This window comes from Pseudomonas sp. R2-7-07, assembly GCF_003852355.1.
Classification (GTDB): Bacteria; Pseudomonadota; Gammaproteobacteria; order Pseudomonadales; family Pseudomonadaceae; genus Aquipseudomonas.
Genome location: NZ_CP027759.1, coordinates 2,310,236 through 2,332,095 on the forward strand (window position 1 = coordinate 2,310,236; position 21,860 = coordinate 2,332,095).

The 21,860-nt window shown below is 60.0% G+C and carries 16 protein-coding genes; 4 read left to right on the plus strand and 12 right to left on the minus strand.

All coding sequences use genetic code 11. The features are described from left to right. Positions 1-12: 12 nt before the first annotated feature. From C4J86_RS10685 to C4J86_RS26840, 3 genes are all read right to left on the minus strand, one after another. The gene (locus tag C4J86_RS10685; RefSeq protein ID WP_124370350.1) at positions 13-2,250 is read right to left on the minus strand and encodes a TonB-dependent siderophore receptor; all 2,238 of its coding nucleotides are present in this window, start codon (positions 2,248-2,250) and stop codon (positions 13-15) included. Between the two features lie 126 nt (positions 2,251-2,376). After that, a complete protein-coding gene (locus C4J86_RS10690) occupies positions 2,377-4,119 on the minus strand; it encodes a phosphoethanolamine transferase CptA (RefSeq protein WP_124370351.1) in 1,743 nt (580 codons plus the stop codon). A gap of 154 nt (positions 4,120-4,273) precedes the next feature. Continuing rightward, a complete protein-coding gene (locus C4J86_RS26840; RefSeq protein ID WP_163003427.1) occupies positions 4,274-4,450 on the minus strand; it encodes a DUF6026 family protein in 177 nt (58 codons plus the stop codon). Positions 4,451-4,707: 257 nt separating this feature from the next. On the opposite strand from C4J86_RS26840, the gene gnd reads away from it, so the two are divergent. Genes gnd through C4J86_RS10705 form a run of 3 tightly spaced genes read left to right on the plus strand, consistent with a single transcriptional unit; the run spans position 4,708 to position 8,032 of the window. Next, entirely contained in the window at positions 4,708-5,691 is a 984-nt protein-coding gene (gene gnd, locus C4J86_RS10695; protein ID WP_124362384.1) for a phosphogluconate dehydrogenase (NAD(+)-dependent, decarboxylating), read from the plus strand. Further along, on the plus strand, positions 5,688-7,211 hold the full coding sequence (gene zwf / locus C4J86_RS10700; RefSeq protein WP_124362385.1) for a glucose-6-phosphate dehydrogenase: 1,524 nt from the start codon (positions 5,688-5,690) through the stop codon (positions 7,209-7,211). Before gnd ends, zwf begins: the two co-directional genes overlap by 4 nt. Then, entirely contained in the window at positions 7,208-8,032 is an 825-nt protein-coding gene (locus C4J86_RS10705; RefSeq protein ID WP_124370352.1) for an HAD family hydrolase, read from the plus strand. The genes zwf and C4J86_RS10705 overlap by 4 nt, the downstream gene beginning before the upstream one ends. Positions 8,033-8,086: 54 nt before the next feature. Here the strand turns inward: C4J86_RS10705 and C4J86_RS10710 are convergent, their stop codons facing one another. Beyond that, positions 8,087-8,347, minus strand: coding sequence for a hypothetical protein (locus C4J86_RS10710; RefSeq protein WP_124370353.1), 261 nt, complete (start codon positions 8,345-8,347; stop codon positions 8,087-8,089). Positions 8,348-8,669: 322 nt separating this feature from the next. On the opposite strand from C4J86_RS10710, the gene C4J86_RS10715 reads away from it, so the two are divergent. After that, entirely contained in the window at positions 8,670-9,995 is a 1,326-nt protein-coding gene (locus C4J86_RS10715) for a sigma-54 dependent transcriptional regulator (protein ID WP_124370354.1), read from the plus strand. Between the two features lie 514 nt (positions 9,996-10,509). Here the strand turns inward: C4J86_RS10715 and C4J86_RS10720 are convergent. The 8 genes from C4J86_RS10720 to C4J86_RS10755 form a co-directional block, all read right to left on the minus strand. Further along, the gene (locus tag C4J86_RS10720) at positions 10,510-11,808 is read right to left on the minus strand and encodes an autotransporter outer membrane beta-barrel domain-containing protein (protein WP_124370355.1); all 1,299 of its coding nucleotides are present in this window, start codon (positions 11,806-11,808) and stop codon (positions 10,510-10,512) included. A gap of 48 nt (positions 11,809-11,856) precedes the next feature. Then, positions 11,857-12,603, minus strand: coding sequence for a hypothetical protein (locus C4J86_RS10725; protein WP_124370356.1), 747 nt, complete (start codon positions 12,601-12,603; stop codon positions 11,857-11,859). Positions 12,604-12,640: 37 nt separating this feature from the next. Continuing rightward, complete coding sequence (locus C4J86_RS10730; protein WP_124366640.1) at positions 12,641-13,321, minus strand: C39 family peptidase; 681 nt, start codon at positions 13,319-13,321, stop codon at positions 12,641-12,643. Positions 13,322-13,382: 61 nt separating this feature from the next. Beyond that, positions 13,383-14,120: a hypothetical protein gene (locus C4J86_RS10735; RefSeq protein WP_124370357.1), complete on the minus strand. Its 738-nt coding sequence runs from the start codon at positions 14,118-14,120 to the stop codon at positions 13,383-13,385. A 68-nt stretch (positions 14,121-14,188) separates the two neighbouring features. Next, the gene (locus tag C4J86_RS10740) at positions 14,189-14,737 is read right to left on the minus strand and encodes an adhesin (protein WP_124362393.1); all 549 of its coding nucleotides are present in this window, start codon (positions 14,735-14,737) and stop codon (positions 14,189-14,191) included. Next, positions 14,737-15,186 carry a hypothetical protein gene (locus C4J86_RS10745; protein ID WP_124370358.1) on the minus strand — a complete coding sequence of 150 codons (450 nt, stop codon included), beginning with the start codon at positions 15,184-15,186 and terminating at the stop codon, positions 14,737-14,739. Before C4J86_RS10745 ends, C4J86_RS10740 begins: the two co-directional genes overlap by 1 nt. A gap of 292 nt (positions 15,187-15,478) precedes the next feature. Continuing rightward, entirely contained in the window at positions 15,479-16,474 is a 996-nt protein-coding gene (locus tag C4J86_RS10750; protein WP_124370359.1) for a FecR family protein, read from the minus strand. Positions 16,475-16,611: 137 nt separating this feature from the next. Beyond that, positions 16,612-21,732 (minus strand): dermonecrotic toxin domain-containing protein, encoded by a 5,121-nt coding sequence (locus C4J86_RS10755; protein ID WP_124370360.1) that lies wholly within the window; start codon positions 21,730-21,732, stop codon positions 16,612-16,614. Positions 21,733-21,860 lie beyond the last annotated feature (128 nt).

Consider the following 21,860-nt stretch of genomic DNA (forward strand, 5'->3'; position numbering starts at 1 on the left):
CGCGAGGGGGCGTTATAGCCGCCAGTCAAGTGCCAGCGTGACTGAACGTGGATCGCCCCAATACACGCCGTTATAAAAGCCAACGCGTTCGTAATATTTCTTATCAAATAAATTGTTGACGTTAACCGACGCCGTAACATGTTCATCGAACTGGTAGCGCGACATCAGGTTGACCACGGTGTAGCCCTGTTGCGTGATTTTCTCCCGCGTGGTTATCGGTCTGCCTTCGCTGTTGCGCGCCCCCGTGGGCCGGTCGCCGAAGTCATACATCTCGCTCTGCCAATTCACCGCGCCGCCCACGGTCAGGTTGCGCCAGGCCCCCGGCAGGCGGTAAGCGCTGGATAACTTCAACAGGCTCAACGGCTGGCCGGTGTTGTTGCGCGTGCCTGCGCCATTCACCGAATGGGTGTAGGTGTAGCCCGCAGTCAGGTTCCAGTCCGGGGTGATTTCCCCGGCCGCTTCCAGCTCGAAGCCCTTCACCTTGTTGCCCTTGCCGCCGGACTTGTAGTACTCCTCGCCGGTGGCCGGGTTGCGCGGCACCGAGTCGTCCCGCTCGGCGACGTTGTCCTGGGTGCTCCAGAAATACGCGGCGGCCAGGTTCAGACGCTCGTCGAGTACGCTGCCCTTGAGCCCCACCTCATAGTTACTGCCCACCACCGGTTCCAGGTATTTCTTGTTGGCATCACGCGCATCCTGCGGCTTGAAAATGTCGGTGTAGCTCGCGTAGACGGTGTATTGCGGCGTGATGTCGTAAAGCAGCCCGGCGTAGGGCGTCCACATGTCATTATGGGTTTGCCCGGTTTTGCCGGACGCGGTCAGTTGATCGTTGGAGTCGTATTTGGGGGTAGCGCTTTCCAGCTCCCAACTGCCGTAGCGGCTGCCGAGTACGGCGTGCAGGCGGTCAGTCAGGCTCAGTCGAGTCGCGAGGTAACCGGCTTTCTGTTGTTTCTTGCTGTGTTCACCCTTGAGGTCGGTGACGTAATCGCTGAACTTGCCGATGCCGCCCATGTGTTTCCAGTCCTCGATGGAGTAGTAGCTGGAGGGCAGGTCGGTGCGCATGAAGGGCGAACTGTCCCGCTGCGCGGCCTCGCCATAACCCATCATCAGCGCGTGTTCACGGCCCAGCAACGCGTAGCTGCCGGCCAGGTTGAGGTCGATGGCTTCCATTCTCGAGGTGCCGCGCATATGGCTGGCCCAGGCGGTCATGCCGCTGCGGTCGGCATTGGGGAACCCCGCGCCGCCGTAATACACCTTGCCATCGGTATCGCTCTGGCGATGGGTGTAGGCCGCCTTCAGGTGCCAGTCGCCGCCCAACCGATGATCGAGGGTGGCGAAGGTGGTTTTGTCGGTCAATGGCCAGGAACTCCAGTGCGCCGCCATATTGGTGGAGCGCGACAGTCCGGCCTTGCCGCCCTGGCTGTTCCAGTACGGCACGGTGCCCCAGGAGGTGCCTTGTACCTGCTTGTCCTGGTAATCAAAGCCTACGGCCAGCACGGTGTCGTCGGAAAGGTCACCCTCGAGAATGCCGTAGCCGACCGCCCGCTGCAGGGCATAGTTGTCGCGAAAGGATTTGCTGTCACGGTAGGCCAGGACGCTGCGCCCGCGCAGTTTGCCGTCGAAGGCCAGCGGGCCGCCGACGTCGAGGTAGCTGTAGTAGTTGTCATGGGTAGCGCCGCTGATCCCGGTTTTCGCCTGCCATTGGGCGGTAGGGCGCTTGCGTACCATGTTGACGGTGGCCGAGGGGTCGCCCGCGCCGGTTGTCAGGCCGGTGGCGCCACGCACCACTTCGATACGGTCATAGATAATGGTGTCGGCGTCGCTCTTCATGTAGCCGAAGGTGTTGAGCATTCCGTCAATCTGGAAATTGTTGATGCCGTAACCACGGGCGGTATAGGACACGCGGTCCGAATCATTGTGCTGGACGTTGACACCGGTGGTCTGGCGCAACACATCGGTCAGGGTGTTGAGGTTGAAATCGTCCATCTGCTGGCGCGTGATCACCGAGATCGATTGCGGGGTTTCCTTGATCGACAGGTTCAGGCGCGTGGCGGTGCTCATGGAGCCGGTGGTGTAAGCGCCGGTGTGTTCGGTGGTCGCACCCAGGCCTTCGGCGGTGACAGTGGTGGCGCCCAGTTCGAGAGCGTTGGCGGGGGTGTGTTCGGGATCGGTTTCGGCCAGCAGTTCAGGGCTCAGCGCAAGGCTGAACAGGCCAAGGGTAAAGGTGATGGAACGGGTAAACGGCGCGAGCATCGCGGCAAACTCCTTGTCGTCTTTGAGCCGCCCCGGATGGGGTGGGCATGGCTCAAAGACGAAAGGAGGCGCGGATCTTTAGGTTTAAACGAGAATGATTGTTATCTTCTTGTTACGAGCCGCTGGTTACTTGGCCACCACGTCGGTGCTGTCGGCCTTTTTCGGCTTGATCAGACTGAAATCAATCAACGCCTTTTGCTTGGTCTCGTAAGGGTTGCCGATAAGCAAGGGGCGTGGTTTGAAGCTGTCGCTGACCAGGCTTTTGCTGTGGTCCAGTTCATCGAAACTCAAACCTGCCAGGTCCGCCCAGGTGTGGATCAACTGCGAACTGCTGTAAGGCCGTTGCAGGTCGCCGGCGAAGCTCCAATCGTGGCTTTCGCGCCACTTGGGCGAGGCGTAGGCCATGAAGGGAATGGTGTACATCGGCGCGGTCGGCTTGCCTTCGTTACGGCCCAGGGTGTCATGGCCGGCCGAGTCGAACACGTCTTCGCCGTGGTCCGACAGGTACAGCAGGAAGCCGTTGGGGTCGGTCTTGGCGTAGTCCTTGATCAGGCTCGACACCACGAAGTCGTTGTACAGCACCGCGTTGTCATAGCTGTTGTACGTCGGCAGCTGTGCATCGCTGACACCGGGCGGCACGCCCTGGCGGTCGGTGAACTTGTCGAACGTCTGCGGATAACGGTACTGGTAGCTCATGTGCGTGCCCAACAGGTGCACCACGATGAACTTGCGCTCGGCGGTATCGGCCAGGGCCTTGGAAAACGGGGCCAGTACATCGCCGTCGTATTGACGGGCGTTCTGGTTCCGGTTGTTGTTGAGGTACACCTGCTCGTCGGCCTGTTCGGAAAAGGTCGTGAGCATGGTGTTGCGCTTGGTCATGGTTTGCTGGTTGGTGATCCAGAAGGTCTTGTAGCCGGCCTGTTTCATCACGCTGACGATCGACGGCGTCTTGAGGTACAGGTCCGGGTTTTCTTCGTCGGCGAAGGTCAGTACCTGCTGCAGCGCTTCAATGGTGTACGGGCGCGGTGTAATGACGTTGTCGAACACCGCCAGTTGGTCGCGCAGCTTGTCCAGTTCCGGCGTGGTGTTACGCGGGTAACCATACAGGCTCATGCGCTGGCGGTTGGTGGACTCGCCGATCACCAGCACCAGGGTGGACGGCTGGCCGGCCATGCTGTCCTTGAGGTTCTTCAGCGGTGGGATCTGGCTGGCACTGGTCAGCATGCCTTGCATATTGTCCAGCTGTTCGGTGTAACGGCGGTAGGCGACGATCATCTGCCACGGCACGGCCGGTTCGATCCGGGTTTCGAAGCGGTCGATGGCCAGTTCCATGGTTTCGCTGGTGGCGATCTGCTTGACGAGCGGGTAGCCGACCACGGCCAACACAATGGCGATCGCCGCCACGATCGACTGACCGCGAGGCAAGTACACCGGGCGCAGGCGTGTCCACAGGAAAACCGCGAAGGCAGTGTGGGCGATGAACGCCAGCACGATCCACCAGGCAAAGTACTGGGTGGCGTATTCGCCCGCTTCAGAAATGTTCGACTCGAACATGATGAAGATGACGCTCTGGGAAAATTCCTGCTGGTAAATGAAGAAATAACCCAGGCTGGCCATGGAACAGGCCCACAGCACCACGCCGATCAAGGCAGCGAGCAGGCGTGTTTGCCGGGGGAACAGCAACATCGGCGCCAGCCACAGCGCACTCATGAAGAACGCCTGGCGGAAACCACTGAAGCCGGACGTGCCGGTCAGTTGGATAAGAAGTTGGGTAATCCCAGAGAAATACCAGAAAAACAGGAATAACCAGCCAAGGCCGGCCCAATCAAAGCCTTTCGCAGTCGTCGTGCTGCGTTTGAACATCGCCATCCAGCGCCCCATCAGAAAATAATCGTCGCGCACAGGCGCGCGACATCGGGCCGCCCAGAAAGTGAGCGGCATCGCGGGCGGGAGTATCGGGATAAGTGTGTGAAAACTTTGTGAGTTTTCTGTAGGTATTGCCTTACGGGCTCGCCAGGGCGGCTCAGCAGAGCGCGGGCTTGGCGCCGGACGGCAGTTCAAGCTGGGCCTGCAGATGTGAACGCAGACGCAGGACTTCCTGTTGCAACTGATCGCGCTCGTCCTTCAACTGGCGCAATTCATCGCGGCGGATGCTGACGTAGAGGGTCTGAGGCGGTCGGGTCATCTGTGCTGTGCTCATTGCTTACCTCGCAAATGGCGGTCAACGGCGCTGCCGAATCGGTTCGCGGCAACAGTCGGAGGTAAGTCTGAATTCTTTTTCACATCAAGGGAACTTTTTTATTTTTGGTGGTCGTGTGACTTTTACAGGGTTGATGGTGAAATGATGGCAACTTTTTTGCCATGAAACTACACGGATCCGCTCTGGACTAACCCTCATTAGCCTCATTGCGCTATAAACTATGTCACACATTTTTTTGCAGTTAGGAGCATCAGCACATGCAACTGGGGATTATCGGACTAGGCCGCATGGGCGGTAATATTGCGCGGCGCCTGATGCTCAATGGGCATTCCACCGTTGTTTATGACCGTAATGAAGCATTCGTAAAGGGCTTGAGCGAGGAGGGCGCCACCGGCGTCGCCGGGCTGGAGGCCCTGGTGGCCGGCCTGCAAAAGCCGCGCGCGGTATGGGTGATGCTGCCGGCGGGCGCGCCGACCGAAGACACCATCAATGAACTCAGTGAGCTGCTGGAAAGCGGTGACGTGATCATCGACGGCGGCAATACCAATTACAAGGACGACGTGCGTCGCGGCAAGGCCCTGGCGGAAAAGGGCCTGCACTATGTTGACGTCGGCACTTCCGGCGGTGTCTGGGGCCTGGAACGCGGCTACTGCATGATGATTGGCGGCGACGTGGAAACCGTGCAGCGCCTCGACCCGATCTTCAAGAGCCTCGCCCCCGGTATCGGCAGCATCCCTCGCACCAAGGACCGTTCGGCTTCTGCCGACCCACGTGCCGAGCAGGGTTATATCCATGCTGGCCCAGCGGGCTCCGGTCACTTCGTCAAGATGATCCATAACGGCATTGAATACGGAATGATGCAGGCGTTTGCCGAAGGTTTTGACATCCTCAAGACCAAGAACTCGGAAAACCTGCCGGAAGATCAGCGCTTTGACCTGAACGTGGCCGACATCGCCGAAGTCTGGCGCCGTGGCAGCGTGGTGTCGTCGTGGCTGCTGGACCTGACCGCCGATGCCCTGGCCACCGACCCGAAACTCGACGGCTACTCCGGCTCCGTGGCCGACAGTGGCGAAGGCCGCTGGACCATCGAAGCGGCCATGGAGCAAGCGGTGCCGGTACCGGTGCTGTCCACCTCGCTGTTCGCCCGTTTCCGTTCGCGCCAGCAGAGCACCTACGGTGACAAAATGCTCTCGGCCATGCGCTTCGGCTTTGGCGGCCACGTGGAGACTTCCAAAAAATGACCGCCAACGGCAAGAAACCCAAGGCCGAACCCGCTCCACCCACTACGTTGTTCCTGTTTGGCGCCCATGGCGACCTGGTCAAGCGCCTGCTGATGCCGGCGCTGTACAACCTGAGCCGCGACGGGTTGCTGGGCGATGGCCTGCGTATCGTGGGCGTTGATCACAACGCCGTCAGCGACGCGGACTTTGCCAAGAAGCTCGAGGATTTCATTCGCACCGAGGCGGCCAGCAAAGTCCGGGGGAATGCCGACAATGCGCTGGACCCACACCTGTGGGCCCAGTTGGCCAAAGGCATCAGCTACGTCGAGGGCGACTTCCTCGACGACAGCACCTACGCGGATATCGCGCAGAAAATTGCCGACAGCGGCACCGCCAATGCCGTGTTCTACCTCGCGACCGCACCGCGCTTCTTCAGTGAAGTGGTGCAACGCCTGGGCAGCGCCGGGTTGCTCAATGAAACCGAGGAGGGCTTTCGCCGCGTGGTCATCGAGAAACCGTTCGGTTCCGACCTGGCCTCCGCCGAAGCCTTGAATGCGTGCCTGCTCAAGGTGATGAGCGAGAAACAGATCTATCGCATCGACCATTACCTGGGCAAGGAAACGGTGCAGAACATCCTGATCAGCCGTTTTTCCAATGTGCTGTTCGAAGCGTTCTGGAACAATCACTACATCGATCATGTGCAAATCACCGCTGCGGAAACGGTCGGCGTGGAAACCCGTGGCAGTTTCTTCGAAAAAACCGGCACCCTGCGAGACATGGTGCCCAACCACCTGTTCCAGTTGCTGGCCATGGTTGCCATGGAACCGCCTGCTGCCTTCGGTGCCGACGCGGTGCGCGGGGAGAAGGCCAAGGTGGTGGGGGCAATCCGCCCCTGGTCCCTGGAAGATGCGCGGGCCAATTCCGTTCGCGGCCAGTACACCGCCGGTGAAATCGCCGGCAAGTCGCTGCCGGGTTACCGTGAAGAAGCCAACGTCGCGCCCGACAGCAGCACCGAGACCTTCGTTGCTCTGAAGGTGATGATCGACAACTGGCGCTGGGTCGGCGTGCCGTTCTACTTGCGTACCGGCAAGCGCATGAGCATCCGCGACACCGAGATCGTGATCTGCTTCAAACAGGCGCCTTACGCGCAATTTCGCGACACCGAGGTCGACGAGCTCAAGCCCACTTACCTGAAGATCCAGATCCAGCCGAACGAAGGCATGTGGTTCGACCTTTTGGCGAAAAAGCCTGGGCCGACCCTGGAAATGGCCAATATCGAACTGGGCTTCGACTACAAGGACTTCTTCGAGATGCAACCGTCGACCGGTTACGAGACGCTGATCTACGACTGCATGACCGGCGACCAGACGTTGTTCCAGCGCGCCGACAACATCGAGAACGGCTGGCGTGCCGTGCAGCCGTTCCTGGATGCCTGGAAAGAAGATGACGGTATCCAGACTTACAAGGCTGGCGAAGATGGCCCGGCGGCGGCTGACACCTTGCTGGCCCGTGATGGTCGCACCTGGCACAGCCTCGGATGAGTGATGCAGCGATTCATCCCATCCGCTTTATCCTCAGTGACGTGGACGGCACGTTGCTGCATCCGGATCACAGCCTGAGCCAGCGCACCGCCGATGCGGTGCGCGCGCTGCGTGAGGCCGGGGTGTTTTTCAGCCTGGCCAGCGGACGGCCACCCAAGGCCATGCTGCATTTGATCGAGACCTTTGGCATCGACGTGCCGGTGGCGGGCTTCAATGGCGGTACCTTGATCAACCCGGATGGCAGCATCCTGGTGGCCCACCATCTGCCGGCGGAAGCAGCCCTGATGACGTTGGCGCTGTTTTCCGCCGAGCCGGACGTGGAAGTGTGGGTGTTCGCCGACGGCGATTGGCTGCGCCGTGACCCGCCAGGGCCGATGGTGCAGCGCGAAGCCGATGGCCTGGGGTACGGGCCGGTGGTGGTCGAGAGTTTCGAGCCGTACCTGGACCGGGTCGACAAGATCGTCGCCGCCAGCAACAACACGCAGTTGTTGGTGGAGCTGGAGGCGCAATTGCAGCCCAAGGTACAGGGCTTGGCCCAGGTGTCGCGTTCGCAGCCGGTTTACCTGGATGTGACGGCGATGCTGGCCAATAAGGGCGAGGCCTTGAAGACCATTGCGGCGCACCTTGGGGTGCCGCTTGCGCAAACGGCGGCCATTGGTGACGGCGGCAACGACCCGGCGATGTTCCAGGTGGCCGGTTTATCGATCGCAATGGGCCAGGCGGAAGAAACCGTCAAGCGTCAGGCCAGTGTCGTCACCGGCAGTAATGTCGAAGACGGCGCTGCTGAAGCGTTCGAGCGATTTATTCTGACCGCGCGATAAGTAAGTCAAACTTCCGATCACGCGAGTGCAGTGATCGGAAGTTAACCTGCCGACTTACTTGGGCATTGCCCACTGCTGCAACTTGTAGCCATCTTTGTCGAGCTCGGCACGCGCCTGCAACAACAGGTTTTCCAGTTGCGCCGGGTCGGTGTAAGTGTTCGAGGACAGCTGTTTGCAGCCGATGCGGGTATTGGTGCGGTCAATGACGCTCAGGCTGAGGGCGCCATTGCCATCGTGCCAGGCCACGCACTGAAAGGGTTGGAAAGCGCGGTCTGCAATCAAAAGAGCTTCGTTGATGCGCAGCGGAGCGTTCATGTGGGTCGTCTCTCTCTATGCCCATTCAAGTGAGTACCGGCGGTTGGGCTGACCGTGCGGTGGGTTACTTGTACTGATGCGCGATGGTGGGGTACGGGTCACATGCTAGAGCAACAAATTTTAATGTTTCCTGACTAACGTCATGTAAGTCGCTGTTTTAAAAGCTCAACCCGGGCGTTAACGGTTCAAAGATAGGTGGCGTTTTGCCCGCACTTATAGCGAATGGTTACAAAGGCTGCGTCAAAATTTTGCTAAGGTCCCTGTCAGTCATCACAAACAGTTGTTTCTAATAACGATAATGTTCTGACGCCAAGGAATATTCATGATTGTGTCCCCCGTCCAACGCCGCTTGCTGGTGGTCGACCCGTGTGCGGATTGCCATGGGTTGCTACCGGGCTTACGCACGGTCGGATGGGACGTGGACAGCTGTGCCCTGGAAGCGGTGGGGGATAGGTCCTGCGATGTCGGCCTGCTGCGGCTGCAGCCGTGTCATCTGGAACGCCCCGAAGCGGTCAAGGAACTGATTGGCCGTAGCGGCACCGAGTGGATCGCGGTACTCAGCCAGGATGTATTACGTCTGCAGAACGTCGGCGATTTCGTCTGCGAATGGTTCTTTGACTTCCACACCTTGCCGTTCGACGTGTCGCGGGTGCAGGTCACCCTGGGACGCGCCTTCGGCATGGCGCGTCTGCGCGGCAAGGGCAACACCCCCGTGGGTGGGCCTGGGGATGAGCTGCTGGGCGACAGCCGGCCCATTCGTGAACTGCGCAAGTTGTTGTCGAAGTTGGCGCCGACTGAATCCCCGGTACTGATTCGGGGCGACAGCGGCACCGGCAAGGAACTGGTGGCCAAAACCCTGCACCGGCAATCCCAGCGGCACGCCAAGCCGTTTGTGGCGATCAACTGTGGGGCGATTCCGGAACACCTGATCCAGTCGGAACTCTTCGGCCATGAAAAGGGTGCCTTCACTGGTGCGCACCAGCGCAAGGTCGGACGCATCGAGGCCGCCCACGGTGGCACGCTGTTCCTCGATGAAATCGGCGATCTGCCGATGGAACTGCAAGCCAACCTGTTGCGCTTTCTCCAGGAGAAACAGATCGAGCGCGTCGGCGGCAGCCAGCCTATCCCGGTGGATGTGCGGGTGCTGGCTGCTACCCACGTGGATCTTGAGGCCGCTGTCGAGAAGGGCACTTTCCGCGAAGACCTGTATTACCGCCTGAACGTCCTGCAAGTGGTCACGGCACCCTTGCGTGAACGCCATGGTGACGTGGCGATGCTGGCCAATCACTTTTCGCGCTTCTATAGCCAGGAAACCGGCCGCCGCCCGCGCAGCTTCAGCGAAGATGCATTGGTGGCGATGGGGCAGCACCTGTGGCCAGGCAATGTACGTGAGTTGGCCAACCGCGTGCGCCGTGGCCTGGTGTTGGCCGAAGGGCGCCAGATCGAAGCGGTGGATCTGGGGCTGCAAGGCGAGCAGGCGGCTTCACCACCGATGGCGACACTGGAAGATTACAAACACCGCGCCGAACGTCAGGCGTTGTGTGATGTGCTCCATCGGCACAGCGATAACCTCAGCGTCGCCGCCCGCGTGCTGGGCATTTCGCGGCCGACGTTCTACCGGTTGCTGCATAAACACCAGATTCGCTAGGGCCATCGGGAGCAAGCCCTAATGCCAGTCAGTTAAGGCGACACCGAACCTGTGGCGAGGGAGCTTGCTCCCGCTGGACTGCGCAGCAGTCCCATTGTTTTGGGCCGCTTCGCGCCCCAGCGGGAGCAAGCTCCCTCGCCACAAGTTAATTCTCGCTCCTGCTACTTCTTAACTGACCGGCATTAGGGCAAGCCCCCTCTTATCAAACTTAAAATAACTCGCTGATTTTAAAGGATTATTTTTCAGTTAAAAACTGAAATTTCCCATTCAAAGATCGTTCCCACGCTCCTGCGTGGGATTGCAGCCCGTGACGCTCCGCGTCACCTGTGCGCAATCGCCGAAACTTGCAGCGCTTGGCGGGACGCGGAGCGTCCCAGGAGGCATTCCCACGCAGAGCGCGGGAACGATCACCTCAGCGCCAAGAATATTTGTAGGCGCCCCCAGTTTGCTGCGCGACAGCGCTACGTCGAAGAGGTAGTGGGGCCTCCCACATTTAAAAGCGCACGGCTCTCAATCAGAAGTAATACGGGAATTTCAGGCTGAAGGTAAAGTCCGGCGCATCATCGGTCATCCCGATCGCCAGGTTCGGCACGATGGTCAGGTTACCCGATGCGGCAATCGTCATGCCCACATTGAAGTAGCCGGCGTTGGCATCGCTGGAGACCACCGACTGCCAGTCGCCGCCGTCGGGCTTGAGTTTGCTTTTGCGCTGTATCAGGTCCGATACCGAGAACGACATACTCATCTTCTCGTTAAGCGCAAAGGCTACGCCGACGCCGAGCTGGAAGCTGTCACCCAGGCGCACCTTGCCGCCGACCTTTTGATTGACCTCACTGCTGATGTCATCGAACGAGTCTTCGAAGTTGTGGGTGTACGACAGCGAGCCGAACAGCACGGCAGGGTCGAAGGTCTTGACCAGGGAAATGCCCGGCGTGATCGACCAGACGCCGTTGCCCGTCGGCAGGCTTTCCGGTATGTACAGGTTGTCGTTGTTGGGCTGCTTGACCAGTTTGATGCCAAACGGCTCTTTACCCGTCGGCGCCTTCACCCGTACCGATACCACCGCATCCGGCAGGGTGGGGGTTTCATCGAGGAATTTGTACGCCACGCCAAAGTTGACGTCGCCGATGGTCGGGTCGCGGGTGACAGAACCTTCCGAGGTGGCCGTGGCATCGTTGCCGGCGCCGCCGGACTGATAGGTCGAATCGCGGTAGACCACCGGCACGTTGAGGTCGAACTGCCAGCGATTGTCGACGTTGTAGCGCCCGGTCAGGTCCAGGGTCCAACTGTCGGATTTGATCCGGTCCAGGTTGATGTTGCCGAGGAAGATCGAGTCCAGCGCGAGGAAGCCGTTGAGGGTCAGCTGGCGGGCGTCATAACGGGCATAGGTGACACCGGTTTCCAAGCTGAACTTGCCATTGCCGAAAAAGCCGCTGGCCTCGTTGTAGAGGTTGCTCACGCTCTGCGCGGGGGCGGAGTCGTCCTTGAGTGACTGGCCGTAGGAGCTGCCGCCGCCGGCACCACCCGATGCCGCAGCCGCGCCCGTGCCGGCGACGACGGTGCCGCCTTTCTTGAAGTCGGCGGGGGATTTGGCCAGGCGTCTGGGCGCTGGCGTCTGCGGTTGATCTTCCACCTGGCGCACGCGTTGTTCCAGCACGGCCAGGGCCTTTTGCTGCACGTCGTAGCGTTGCTTGAGTTCCAGGAGTTCCCGCTTGAGGGTTTCGATATCGGCATCCGGTGCGGCATACAGCACGGAGGCGGGCAAGAGCGTACTTAAACAGACCACCGCGCGGAGCGATATCGATCTATGCATGAAATAAGCCGTCCTTTTTGATGCGTAAGTGTCGAGGGTCAGCGTAGTTCAATAACCGAGCGTGCGTAGGCCTTTGAGTTGATCCAGGTTGCAGTTCAACGCGCCGTTGTTCAAACCGTTATTGTTCATCACGACGTTGAGTTGGGTCATGTTGTTGACGAAGTTGCTATTGCCGGTCAAAACCGTCCCTTGCAGCACATTCCCGCCGCCGATCTGCTGCAGGCTGTTGCCTTGGTTGTGGTTGGCCTGGATCGCCATCTGCAAGCCGCCTTGGTTGGCCGACACGCTGACATGACCTGCCGGGCTGTCGCCGCTGACGATGCCGCCGGCCACCAATACCTGCCCGGACTGCACGATGTTGGCAGGGGCAAAGCCGTCCTGGGTGACGTTGATGCCCACCGTGTTGTGGGCGGTGTTGCCATCGCCAGCGGTGCGCACGCTCTGGATCACACCCTGGCCACTGCCAAGGCCCGCGCCGCCGACCACATTGCCGGCGCCGATGTCCTGGTTGCTCCCAGCCCCCGCCGAACCGGTGGTTTGTACGTAGAACTGCGGGGTGATGGTGGCCTTGTCGAGCTGCAGGCTGGCCTTGCCGGTGATGCTGTCGCCCACGGCATTGGTCCAGGTGCTGCTCATGACAATGCCGAAGCTGATGATTCGCCCCGGCATCACATAGCGGCCGCGCAGCTCGGCCATTTCCGAATCCTTGAGTTCGATCGGTTTGAAACCCGATGAAGCATAAGCGGGCATCGAGGCTGCCAGACACAAAACCGTCAGCCAACGGGAAGTGTTCATCTTTTGCTCCTGGAGCGTCCTGCTCCTTATTGCGCTTCTAGAAGAAGTCGCTCTGGATAAAACCGAAATCCATCAGCTCGGCGTCGCCTACAGGCCGGAACTCGTTCAACTGGTTCTTGGCGGTCAGCGGCGCAGGCGGGTCGAGCAACACGTTGGTCTTGTCGTAGCCTTCGCCCAATACGGCGAACACGATGCCATTCCAACCCTTGACGAAGTCATCCCGCGAATAGCGCTTATGGCCCAGCACCGGGTCGCCGATATACACCCAGTCCTTGTCGGCCCGCTGCATCACCACGAAGTGCTTGTAGCCACGGATTTCCAGCAACACCACCACCGGGATTTTCACGGTTATCAGGGTGTCTGGCGCGATCTTGTAGCCCCGGGCACGCATGCCGATGCTTTCGAGGTAGCGCTTCATGTCCAGCATGGAAAAACCCTGGGTACGCACCAGGTCCTGATCGGCGGTGAGCAGCATGCCTTTGATGAGGTGATCTTCGTCGACGTCCAGCCAATAGGCCTGGCGCAGGATGGTGGCGAGTGCCGCGGCACCGCAGCTGAAATCGGTTTTCTGTTCCACCAGGTTGGCGAACCGGCGTTCACGGATGCTCTCGACCTTCTTGAAAATCACCGCACCGCCAGGCATGGCGGAGATCGCCATGGTGCCTGCCCACGCGGGGCCGGTGAGTAACATCAGGAGGGTGAGGGTCGCGAGGCGCATGATCGAATGACCTGTTGGACACTGGAATAAAAAGGGGCCTTGTCGCCAAGGCCCCGTTGGCTCAGAAGCGCACGCCACTGGCGCAGACGCTGCAACCTTGACCGATCGACAGGCTGTTGCTGCCTTGGTTGCCGGCGCCGGACTGCAGGTTCACACCCACGTTGCCGGAGTTGCGGTTAACCGAATTGTCGAGGCTGGCGTTGTTGGACACGTATTGCGGTTTGCCATAGCCATGACTGCTGGTGGCGCTATTGAGGTAGCTGTTGTTGAGCGAGTTCTGCTCGGTGTTGGAAGCCGCTGCGATGTTCTTGCCGTCAGCGGTGGTGATTGCCAGGTTGTTTTTACCCTGGTTGCCTTGCCCGGCCTGGCCGTTGTAACCCACGTTACCGGAGTTGCCGTTCACCGAGCTGTCCAGGGAGGCGTTGTTTTGCGTGCCTTTGTTGACGAAATTGTTGTTGCTGCTGCCTTGATCCACATCGATCACCGCGAACACGGTGGCAAAGTCGCCCTTGGCACTGGAGATGGCACCGGCGTTGTCAGCCTGGTTGCCGGAACCCGACTGCACGTTCACGCCCACGTTACCGCTGTTGCTGGTGACCGAACCGTCGGCAGAGGCGTTGTTTTCGGTGTTGGTGTCGTCGAATTTGTTGTGCTGGCTTTTTTGCACATCAGTGACCACAGCGGCAACAGTACCGCTAGGTTGAGGCGCCGGATGCCAGCCACCGCCTGCTTGAGCGGCGGCAGCCATGAGCGCGGCGAGAGCGAAAACCAATGGTTTCAGAGCCATTTGAGGTTTCATGGTGTTTCTCCTTGCTTCTGATTAGTTGGGTTAAGTGTTGGTACGGTCCAGCCAGTGCTACCAAGCGTTCACTTGATAGTGATACCCAGGGTGTTAGCCACTCGGTTCCCCACCCCGGCACTCTGGTTCACCTGAATCACTCCTCGGCTGCCGGTGAAGGCCTGGTCGCTGGTCACGACCTGGCGGCTGCCAGTGGTGGGGGTGAGCCCTGAGTCGGTCAACTGCGTCGTGTTCTGTTGCAACAGGACGCTGTCATCGATGCTTTGCGGGCCAGGATTGAGACTGATCCGCACGGCATTGATCGATTGGTTATTGGCCCCGGCCGACTGGTTGATGCCCAGCACGCCGTTGCCGTTGCTGAAAGAGGTGCCCAGGATCGCCGCCTTGGCGTTCAAGGACGGGTCGACGTTGCCGTCGAGTTTCTGGATGTTGAGGTTGGTGGCCTGGCCGCCTAGGACAATGGCGCGGCTGTTGGACATCTGTTGCTGGTTACCGGCCGCCTGGTTGATCGACAGCACGCCTTCGTACTGGTTACCGCTGCCTTGGATCACGGCGGTGTTGTCAGCCATCGTCGACGCACTGCCCAGCAGCGCCACCATCAGCACGAGGCGCTTCATTACTTGCCCCCCATCATGCTGCCGAGGTTATTCAAGGGGGTCATGCCGCGCTGGATCGAATCACTGATCTGCCCACCCATACCGCTGCCCGCGCCGTGGCCGGCGGCTGCGCCGGTGCCCAGGGTCGACATGCCGTTTTGCGTGGCGCTCAAGCCCGCCTGATTACCGCTGGGCTGGAGGGAACGCGCAAGGCTCGAACCGCTGCGAATACCGCCGATGTCCACATCGCTGAGTTCGCCGGAAATGGCGCTGTTCACTTCTTTGCTGGGGTTGGCGTTGGCGGTGTTGGGGTAGGGGTCCGGAAGGGAGGTGCGCCCGTACATATGACCTTGCACGGTGCGCCCTGTCACGATCATGCCATCACCCGCCTGGCTCGGCAGGCTGATGCCAGCACTGAGCACGCAACTGATCAGCAGTGCGTTTATCGAGGCATGAGTGAGTGCGTTCACGGCGGCAGTCCTTGTTATTCACGCTGACCCTAAACAGCGTTGTCAGGGAAAGAGCAGAAGGCGTGCCGCTTTTTATTTTTCTTCTGGATTCAGTGTATTGCGAGTTGCGCGGGAGGATTGATCGGCTGGGGTGTTTCAGGCGTGAGACAGTCGCCCTGCGGCGCGATATGCCCCGCTGCACGCGCCAGTTGTATCACTGATGAAACAGTGCCCATGACAAAATCATGAATCCGCAGCCACTGGGCGATTCAGCGCAGTTGAGTGTTTCAAAAATGGACAGGTAGCCGCAGGCTCAGCCTTTGGGCGTTTTACGCGGAATGGAGTTGAGTACAGGGTTGCCATCCTGGTTCTGGGTCAGGTAGACCGGCAGCACCTTGGGCAGGGAGGGGATGAGGTTGTTGACCTCACTGAGGTTATAGATACCGCCAATGCGAATGGTCCCGGTGCCCGCGTCCGCCAGCATCGCGGGTTTGTCCAGGTAGCGGTTGATCAGCGGCAGGGCGTCGGCCAGGGCCAGGTTATCGAGCACCAGTTTGCCCGTGCGCCACGCCAGCGCGCTGTCATTGGGGTTGAAGGCCTGGACCTCGGGCGTGGTGTCGCCCTGATGATAGCTGGCCTGCATGCCCGGGCTCAGTTGTACGCCGGGGTGCAGGTTGTCACTGGCGATCTGCACCGAGCCTTCGAGCAGCATCACCCGGACCTTGTCTTCGTATTTCCACACGTTGAACTGAGTCCCGGTCACCCGCACCTGGCCTTCCCCTGCGCGCACGATGAAGGGGTGGGCGCTGTCATGGCTGACCTTGAAAAATGCTTCACCCTTTTTCAGCGTAACGCGTCGCTGGTCCTTGTAGTCGCTGTAGACCAGCTCGGTGCCCAGGTTCAACTCCACCTGGCTGCCATCGCCGAGGGTGATGTTGCGCAAACCGTTGACCGCTTCGAAACGCTTATAGGAACTGGGCAACCAGCCGGCTTCCCAGCCAGTGAACGCGGCCAGGGGCAACGCGGCGAGGCAAATCGCGGCTGCGACCGCGTAGGTGCGCCAACGCGAGCGTGGCTTGAACGGTAACACCAGCGGCGGCGCCGGGCTGCGGGGCAGGTGGTCGGCGACTTCCCAGATTTCCAGCATGGCGGCGTATTCGAAAGCGTGCAGCGGGTGCGCATCGTGCCATTGGGTAAAGGCTTGACGCTCCGCCGCCGTGCAGTCGCCCGCATGCATGCGCATGCACCAATGCGCGGCGGCGTCGGTGATGGCGTCATATTCGGCTTCTGTAAGGGACTTTTCGCTCATTAACTCATCCTGATTTCGCACATTCTAACCTCCCGAGGCGGACAGCGAGAACAGCCGTCATGGCAATTGCATATCAATTGGAACTTGTTCTCGTTTGGCGTGACCTGAAAATCAGCACATTCCCGCCGGGAGCCTGTTCAGGCTCCTATATCCAGCTTTCGGCCGAGTTCACTGATCATGTAAGTGACGGAGTCGGCATTGGCCAGGATCGTGTCGATACGTTTGTCGGCATTGCTCATGAAGATCGACCGGGCGTCATCCAGCGTTCGGCCACCGGTGGTGCTCAGTACCTTTGCCTTTTGCGCCGACGTGGCGTCACTGCTGCCGAAATCTTCCCATGCCTGACTGAAATCGTCCCATGTCTTGAACAGCAGCCTGACCGGCGTCATGAGGGACAGCGCGTTTAAGCGCAGGTCCGAAAGGTCGGTCTGCATCAGCTTGGTACGCGGGGTGCTGACTTTGATCAGGTCTGGGAACGGCCGCATGCTGTCCAGGTAGGCCAGGTCCTCGGTCTGGGATTTGAGATGGGTTATCTCGTGAATCAATATGGTAGCTCGTGCATGGGCCGAGATGTCGAAGGGGATGTTCAGATGATTTTGATAGATGTCCATGGGCGGGTCGAAGAAGCGGTCCAGCAAATAGATCTTCTGGTCCGCATCCTTGGGAATCACGAAAGCAAAGGATTGTCGCGGATTGTAGCGATGGGTGCCGCAGACAAAACGCTGTGAGTCGGGGTTGATCAAGGTGTGGTTGGTCAACTCGTTGAGAACCTCATCGATGCGCCGCTCGATTCTTCCCACCTGATCGAGCGTCAATGTGACCACGCCGAACAACTCACCGAAAATCCGCCCGAGCCGGCTCAGGGGATCCAGGTGTGTCGCGTAGTGGAGGAGGTTGCGTTTGCAGGTGACCGTGTAATAAGTCGCCACGTTGAGCGCTTCATCAATGCACTGTGCTTTCCAGCTGGATAACGCGGCAATTTGCCTCATCCCCACCGCTTGGATATTGATGGAGTCGCGTTCGGCTCCTCGCGTCTGAACCTTGTCTGAGAAGCGACTCAACGTTTTGCCGTAAAGTGGATGATGCCGGTCGAGATCCAGCACCCATGCGCCCTGGGCGTCGCGTTGTATATAGGGGCCTTGCAGCTCGCCCTGGTTCAGGCGCCAACGCTCACCGGCACTTTTCACCGGGTACACCTTGCCCGCCAACGGCACGAAATGCTGGATGTCCGTCTTGCCCCGATAGAGGTGGCTTTGCGCGCTCAGCTCCAGATCGCGCAAGGCGATATCGTGCTGTTCAAAGGCTTGCAGCTCTGTGCGCCAGGGTGCCGTCAAATCCACCACATCCAGCTTCACGTCTGCCTTTGGGGCGGGCGTTTGCGGCAAGAGTTGGTCCAGGCCCTCGCGCAGGGAGGCTAATGCAGCCACGCCTGCGATGAAGGTTTTGAGCGCCTGTTGCCAGCGGTGTTGCTGCAAGTCTTCGGCGGAGGTTTTGAACAGTTTGTGGCTGCGCCACACCGCCAACGGGTAGGCCAGCTTGCCGGCCAGGAACTGCAGGCTTTTGGGGATTTCCTGGGTGAGCAGGCTGGTGACCGCATCCCATGCTGCCTGGCCTGATCGCGAGAACTGGGAGGCCAGCATTCCCAGGAGCATCTCGGCATTGTCTTCAAACAGCCGCTTGAGCAGGTTGCCGGTGATAGGCGTTGCCCCAAAACTGATCTCCGAGCGCTCATGGCGCGGTTTTTCGTTGAGCAAATTGCGGTAAGTGGCTTGCTCGGGCGCCTCCAACTGGCCGACTACCCAGTCCTGCAGCGCACCGGGCGTGGTCAACTCGTTGAGGAACGCCGCTTCATTGGCATATTCCTTCAAGCCATGTGTGGGGCTGTAGGGGGCGTACAGGATCAGGGGGCCAGAAGCGCCGGCCTTGGGACCGATCAAGTAGCAGCCCAACGCTTTGACCAGCGCCGCGCCTGGGGTGGCGAGCAGTTCGAGGGGCCGAATGATCGCCGTTACGCCCGCCACGGCGGCACGCGCCAGCGCGTCGGGCATATCGAAGACATGCCGGATGAAGCCCCAGGCCGACGCGGACAGCCGCTCATCCAGGGTTTGTTGATGGGCATAGTGCAGCAACTGCCAGGGCAATTGCCGACAGAACAATTGACGACGCTCGCGGCTATCCTCGGTCTGGTCTTTGAGGTGGGTGGTCAGTAGCTTCTGGAAGGTACTTTTCAAATCCAGTTGTCGAACCAGTTGCACGATGGCATCGCCGTCCAGTCCCGCCGGTAGCTCGGTGGCTGTACGCGACAGTGGCTTGATGTCTTCGGCGTGCAGCTCGGGCAAGTGCCGCAGGGCGAAGTCGGTCAGGGTCTGCGCGCTGCCCTTCAAGTCGATACGACTCGGTATCAGTACGTCGTCCGGGTTGATCGATTGCCCTGGAAAACGCTTATCGAGCAAGGTTGAAAGGGTGCTCCTGGCCGCGTCGCGCAGAGGCGTGATGCTGTGCAGGTAGTCACGCTCGTCCGGCGCGCTGATGCGGTATTGCTCGAGCAGTTCGGCGTGCAGGCGTTGCTCGCGGGGGCTTGCCATGCCCAGCCATACCGGCAGCGCTTGCAGGTTGATCAGGGCCCGCGCAATGGCAATGGACCTGGGCAGGTTGGTTGGTGGTGCCCGGCGGATGATGCTGTCCATGCAGTCCTGAAAGCGCTCTGCGTTCAATTTCATCGAGAATAAATGGTCTATCTCGTCTCGCGTGAAGTCACTGTAGCTCTGTTGCCGGTCGTGCAGCAGGTGGTCGTCGATACGCCGCAGTGGGCCGAACTGCCAGGCCTGATGGGGGACACGCTTGGAGATCGGCAGGTTCTCCAGCAGGGTTAATCGCTTCAGGGGGTCTTGCAAGCGTTGCTCCACTGCTTGGCGCAGGGCCTTGATCGACCCATAGGCCTCGTAGCCGTTACGTGGCGTCCACAGCAGCGCCGTTCCTGAATGAATGGGGTCCGTGCCGCCACGTTCGGTCAGCACAAAACAGTTAGCCAGGGCCTGAGGCGTGCTCTGCGCGCCGGTTTTGAGGGTCAGGCCAAAGGCATCCGGTATGAACCCGTTCAGGCCGTGACGGGTCATTCGGGTCATGCTGTTGGCGTTCAGAACGCTGTCCAGCAGGGCGAGGCTTTGGGCCGGCAAACTCTTGTGCAGCCGTCTCAACTGCGCCTCACCGCTCAAACCCTGCAACATGCCCAGGCTCAGGTGCGCCTGGTTATTCTCCAGGAGGAGATTGGGCAGTGCACGCAGGTCGTCACGTGCAAACGTGCCCAGGACTCGCTCGATGATCGAATTGAAGGTCGCGATGCTCAGGTTATGCAGCTTATAGGCGACACCGGCATGGCGGTCGCCGTAGAACCAGGTCAGGCTGGACTCGCTCAGCGCATCGGTTTGCCGGGCCAGGCGGGCAATGAAGTGCTCGACCATGCTCGATGAGGCCAGGGGCGGGCGGATTTCGCGCTCCAGGGCCTGGGTGGGGTAGGTATTGATATGAACCTCGTCGGCCTTCAGCGCCAATTGGCGCTTGGCCAACTCGGCGTCCAGTGCATGGGCCGCCAGTTCGCGCAAGGTCAGATACCGGCTGCGCTCCTCGGCCATTGCCGCCTCGATCGCCTGCAATCGCTGCAGGTGCAACTTGGACTTTTCCGCCTGGACCGTGGTGGGGCGGCCACTGTCAGTGGTGATGGGATGGACGCTCCAGCGCCCGTCCGTCTCCTGCTCCAGCAAACGGCTGTCGAGCATGGTCCGTACGTCCAGGGCACTTTCGACTTGTGCGGCCAGGTCGACCCCGCCCGCGCTGCGCCGAAACAGTCCCAGCGCCGTTTCCAGGTTGTCGAATTGCTTGGCGATGATGTCCTCGATGATTTCCTGGAACACATCGCCAGCGACGGGCTTGCCGGTCACCTGAATGTGATCCATGCCGACAAACACACTGCGCTCATCCACGGACAGGAAATTGAGCAGCTCATCTTCGTGTCCTGCGGTTTTGAGCATGCTCAACAGGGCATCGTTAAGGTCGTTCAGGTCTGCGAGTACCTGCAAACCCCGTGATTGGGTGTAGAGGTAAGCTTGGGAATTGCTGATCATCAGGGTGCTGGCCAGATCGACGTAATGTTGAAACGGCGCATGTATGCGCACCTTTTCTACGCTCAGCCGACTGTCGGAGGCGGTACGCGCGGCTTGGTCGGGAAGGAACAGCGTCCTCAGTTTTTGACTTTGATCGGCGGACAGAATCATTTCCTGTTGCTTCAACAGCAGGTCAACGCGGCATTTGTCACTGATAACCCGGCTGAAAAAGCGTCGGCGTGACTGGCGGCCGTTGAAGTCCTCGTTCCAGTAGGTCTGCAACAGGCTGTTCAACAACGTTGAAAGTATGCCGCTGGTTTGTTCGATCACGCTGTCCCAACGCTGCTGGTCTTGAGCCTGTTGCTCCGGGGTATGGGCGGCGGTGTCGAGACCGATATTGGAAAAAGTATGCGTCTGCTCCGTCGGCCACGCGTGATTCACATAAAAACGCAACAGCGCATCGCGCAGGGGCTCGGAGGTGACCCATCGACGGTCTTCTGCGGCCGACTCTCGGCTGAAGAAGCTCACCCGTGTATCGCGCTGGTTCAGGCCCGGGAAATAGGGGCGGGCCATGATGCCGAGCAAGGTGTCGAGCATCCCGTGCAGGCTTGGGAGTTTGCGCAACTCGTCGAGCATGACTGCTACGTTTTTCTGCTGGCCGTCCAGGATGGCTTGCTGCTGGTCCTCCATCACCGCACCCTGGATGACGGAGGTGGTCGCGGTCAGGCGCACCGCCAGCGGCAGCGCATCCTGCTCGTCGATAGACAAAAAGCGCAGCAAATCGCTGCGTTGTGCAGGTTGCCTCAGCCGCTCGTCCACTTCATTGAGCAGGGCGGTGTGGCTGTCGAACAACTCCAGCCCTGTGTACGGGGTGTAGAGCACGGCCTTTGCCTCGTCCGGCGTCGGGCTGATGACAAAGGCGCCTGCCAGTGGGGTGGGGTGTTTGCCGGTGGGGTTGATCAGCAACCTTTCCACCAGCATGGGGTACTCGTTTAAGGTCGTGTCCCTGCGTGCCGTGTCAGTGGCGTAGTACAGCGTGTGCAGCCAATTCAGATCTTTCACCGTGAAGCCCAGCGCACGCTCCCGTGGCGTGGGCTCCTTGCGGCTGACAGGATGCAGGAATTCATCGAAAAAGTAGGGCACGGTCACATTCGCCATCCGGCATCTCCATTGTTGCGCGGTTATGAACCGTCAACGTAGAGGGCGGCGGCGGGCGTGCTGTGGTAGATAACTGGCTCAGACGTCAAGCGCCCGTTGACAGCAGGCACGGAAGGCGTTGTTTAATC

What these genes read in the sequence shown, in the direction of transcription:
- C4J86_RS10750 (WP_124370359.1), bottom strand. Translation starts at nt 16,474, where the DNA reads ATGAGCGAAAAGTCCCTTACAGAAGCCGAATATGACGCCATCACCGAC.
- C4J86_RS10755 (WP_124370360.1), bottom strand. Translation starts at nt 21,732, where the DNA reads ATGGCGAATGTGACCGTGCCCTACTTTTTCGATGAATTCCTGCATCCT.
- C4J86_RS10705 (WP_124370352.1), top strand. Translation starts at nt 7,208, where the DNA reads ATGAGTGATGCAGCGATTCATCCCATCCGCTTTATCCTCAGTGACGTG.
- C4J86_RS10740 (WP_124362393.1), bottom strand. Translation starts at nt 14,737, where the DNA reads ATGAAGCGCCTCGTGCTGATGGTGGCGCTGCTGGGCAGTGCGTCGACG.
- C4J86_RS10730 (WP_124366640.1), bottom strand. Translation starts at nt 13,321, where the DNA reads ATGCGCCTCGCGACCCTCACCCTCCTGATGTTACTCACCGGCCCCGCG.
- gnd (WP_124362384.1), top strand. Translation starts at nt 4,708, where the DNA reads ATGCAACTGGGGATTATCGGACTAGGCCGCATGGGCGGTAATATTGCG.
- C4J86_RS26840 (WP_163003427.1), bottom strand. Translation starts at nt 4,450, where the DNA reads ATGAGCACAGCACAGATGACCCGACCGCCTCAGACCCTCTACGTCAGC.
- C4J86_RS10735 (WP_124370357.1), bottom strand. Translation starts at nt 14,120, where the DNA reads ATGAAACCTCAAATGGCTCTGAAACCATTGGTTTTCGCTCTCGCCGCG.
- C4J86_RS10720 (WP_124370355.1), bottom strand. Translation starts at nt 11,808, where the DNA reads ATGCATAGATCGATATCGCTCCGCGCGGTGGTCTGTTTAAGTACGCTC.
- zwf (WP_124362385.1), top strand. Translation starts at nt 5,688, where the DNA reads ATGACCGCCAACGGCAAGAAACCCAAGGCCGAACCCGCTCCACCCACT.
- C4J86_RS10690 (WP_124370351.1), bottom strand. Translation starts at nt 4,119, where the DNA reads ATGGCGATGTTCAAACGCAGCACGACGACTGCGAAAGGCTTTGATTGG.
- C4J86_RS10685 (WP_124370350.1), bottom strand. Translation starts at nt 2,250, where the DNA reads ATGCTCGCGCCGTTTACCCGTTCCATCACCTTTACCCTTGGCCTGTTC.
- C4J86_RS10715 (WP_124370354.1), top strand. Translation starts at nt 8,670, where the DNA reads ATGATTGTGTCCCCCGTCCAACGCCGCTTGCTGGTGGTCGACCCGTGT.
- C4J86_RS10725 (WP_124370356.1), bottom strand. Translation starts at nt 12,603, where the DNA reads ATGAACACTTCCCGTTGGCTGACGGTTTTGTGTCTGGCAGCCTCGATG.
- C4J86_RS10710 (WP_124370353.1), bottom strand. Translation starts at nt 8,347, where the DNA reads ATGAACGCTCCGCTGCGCATCAACGAAGCTCTTTTGATTGCAGACCGC.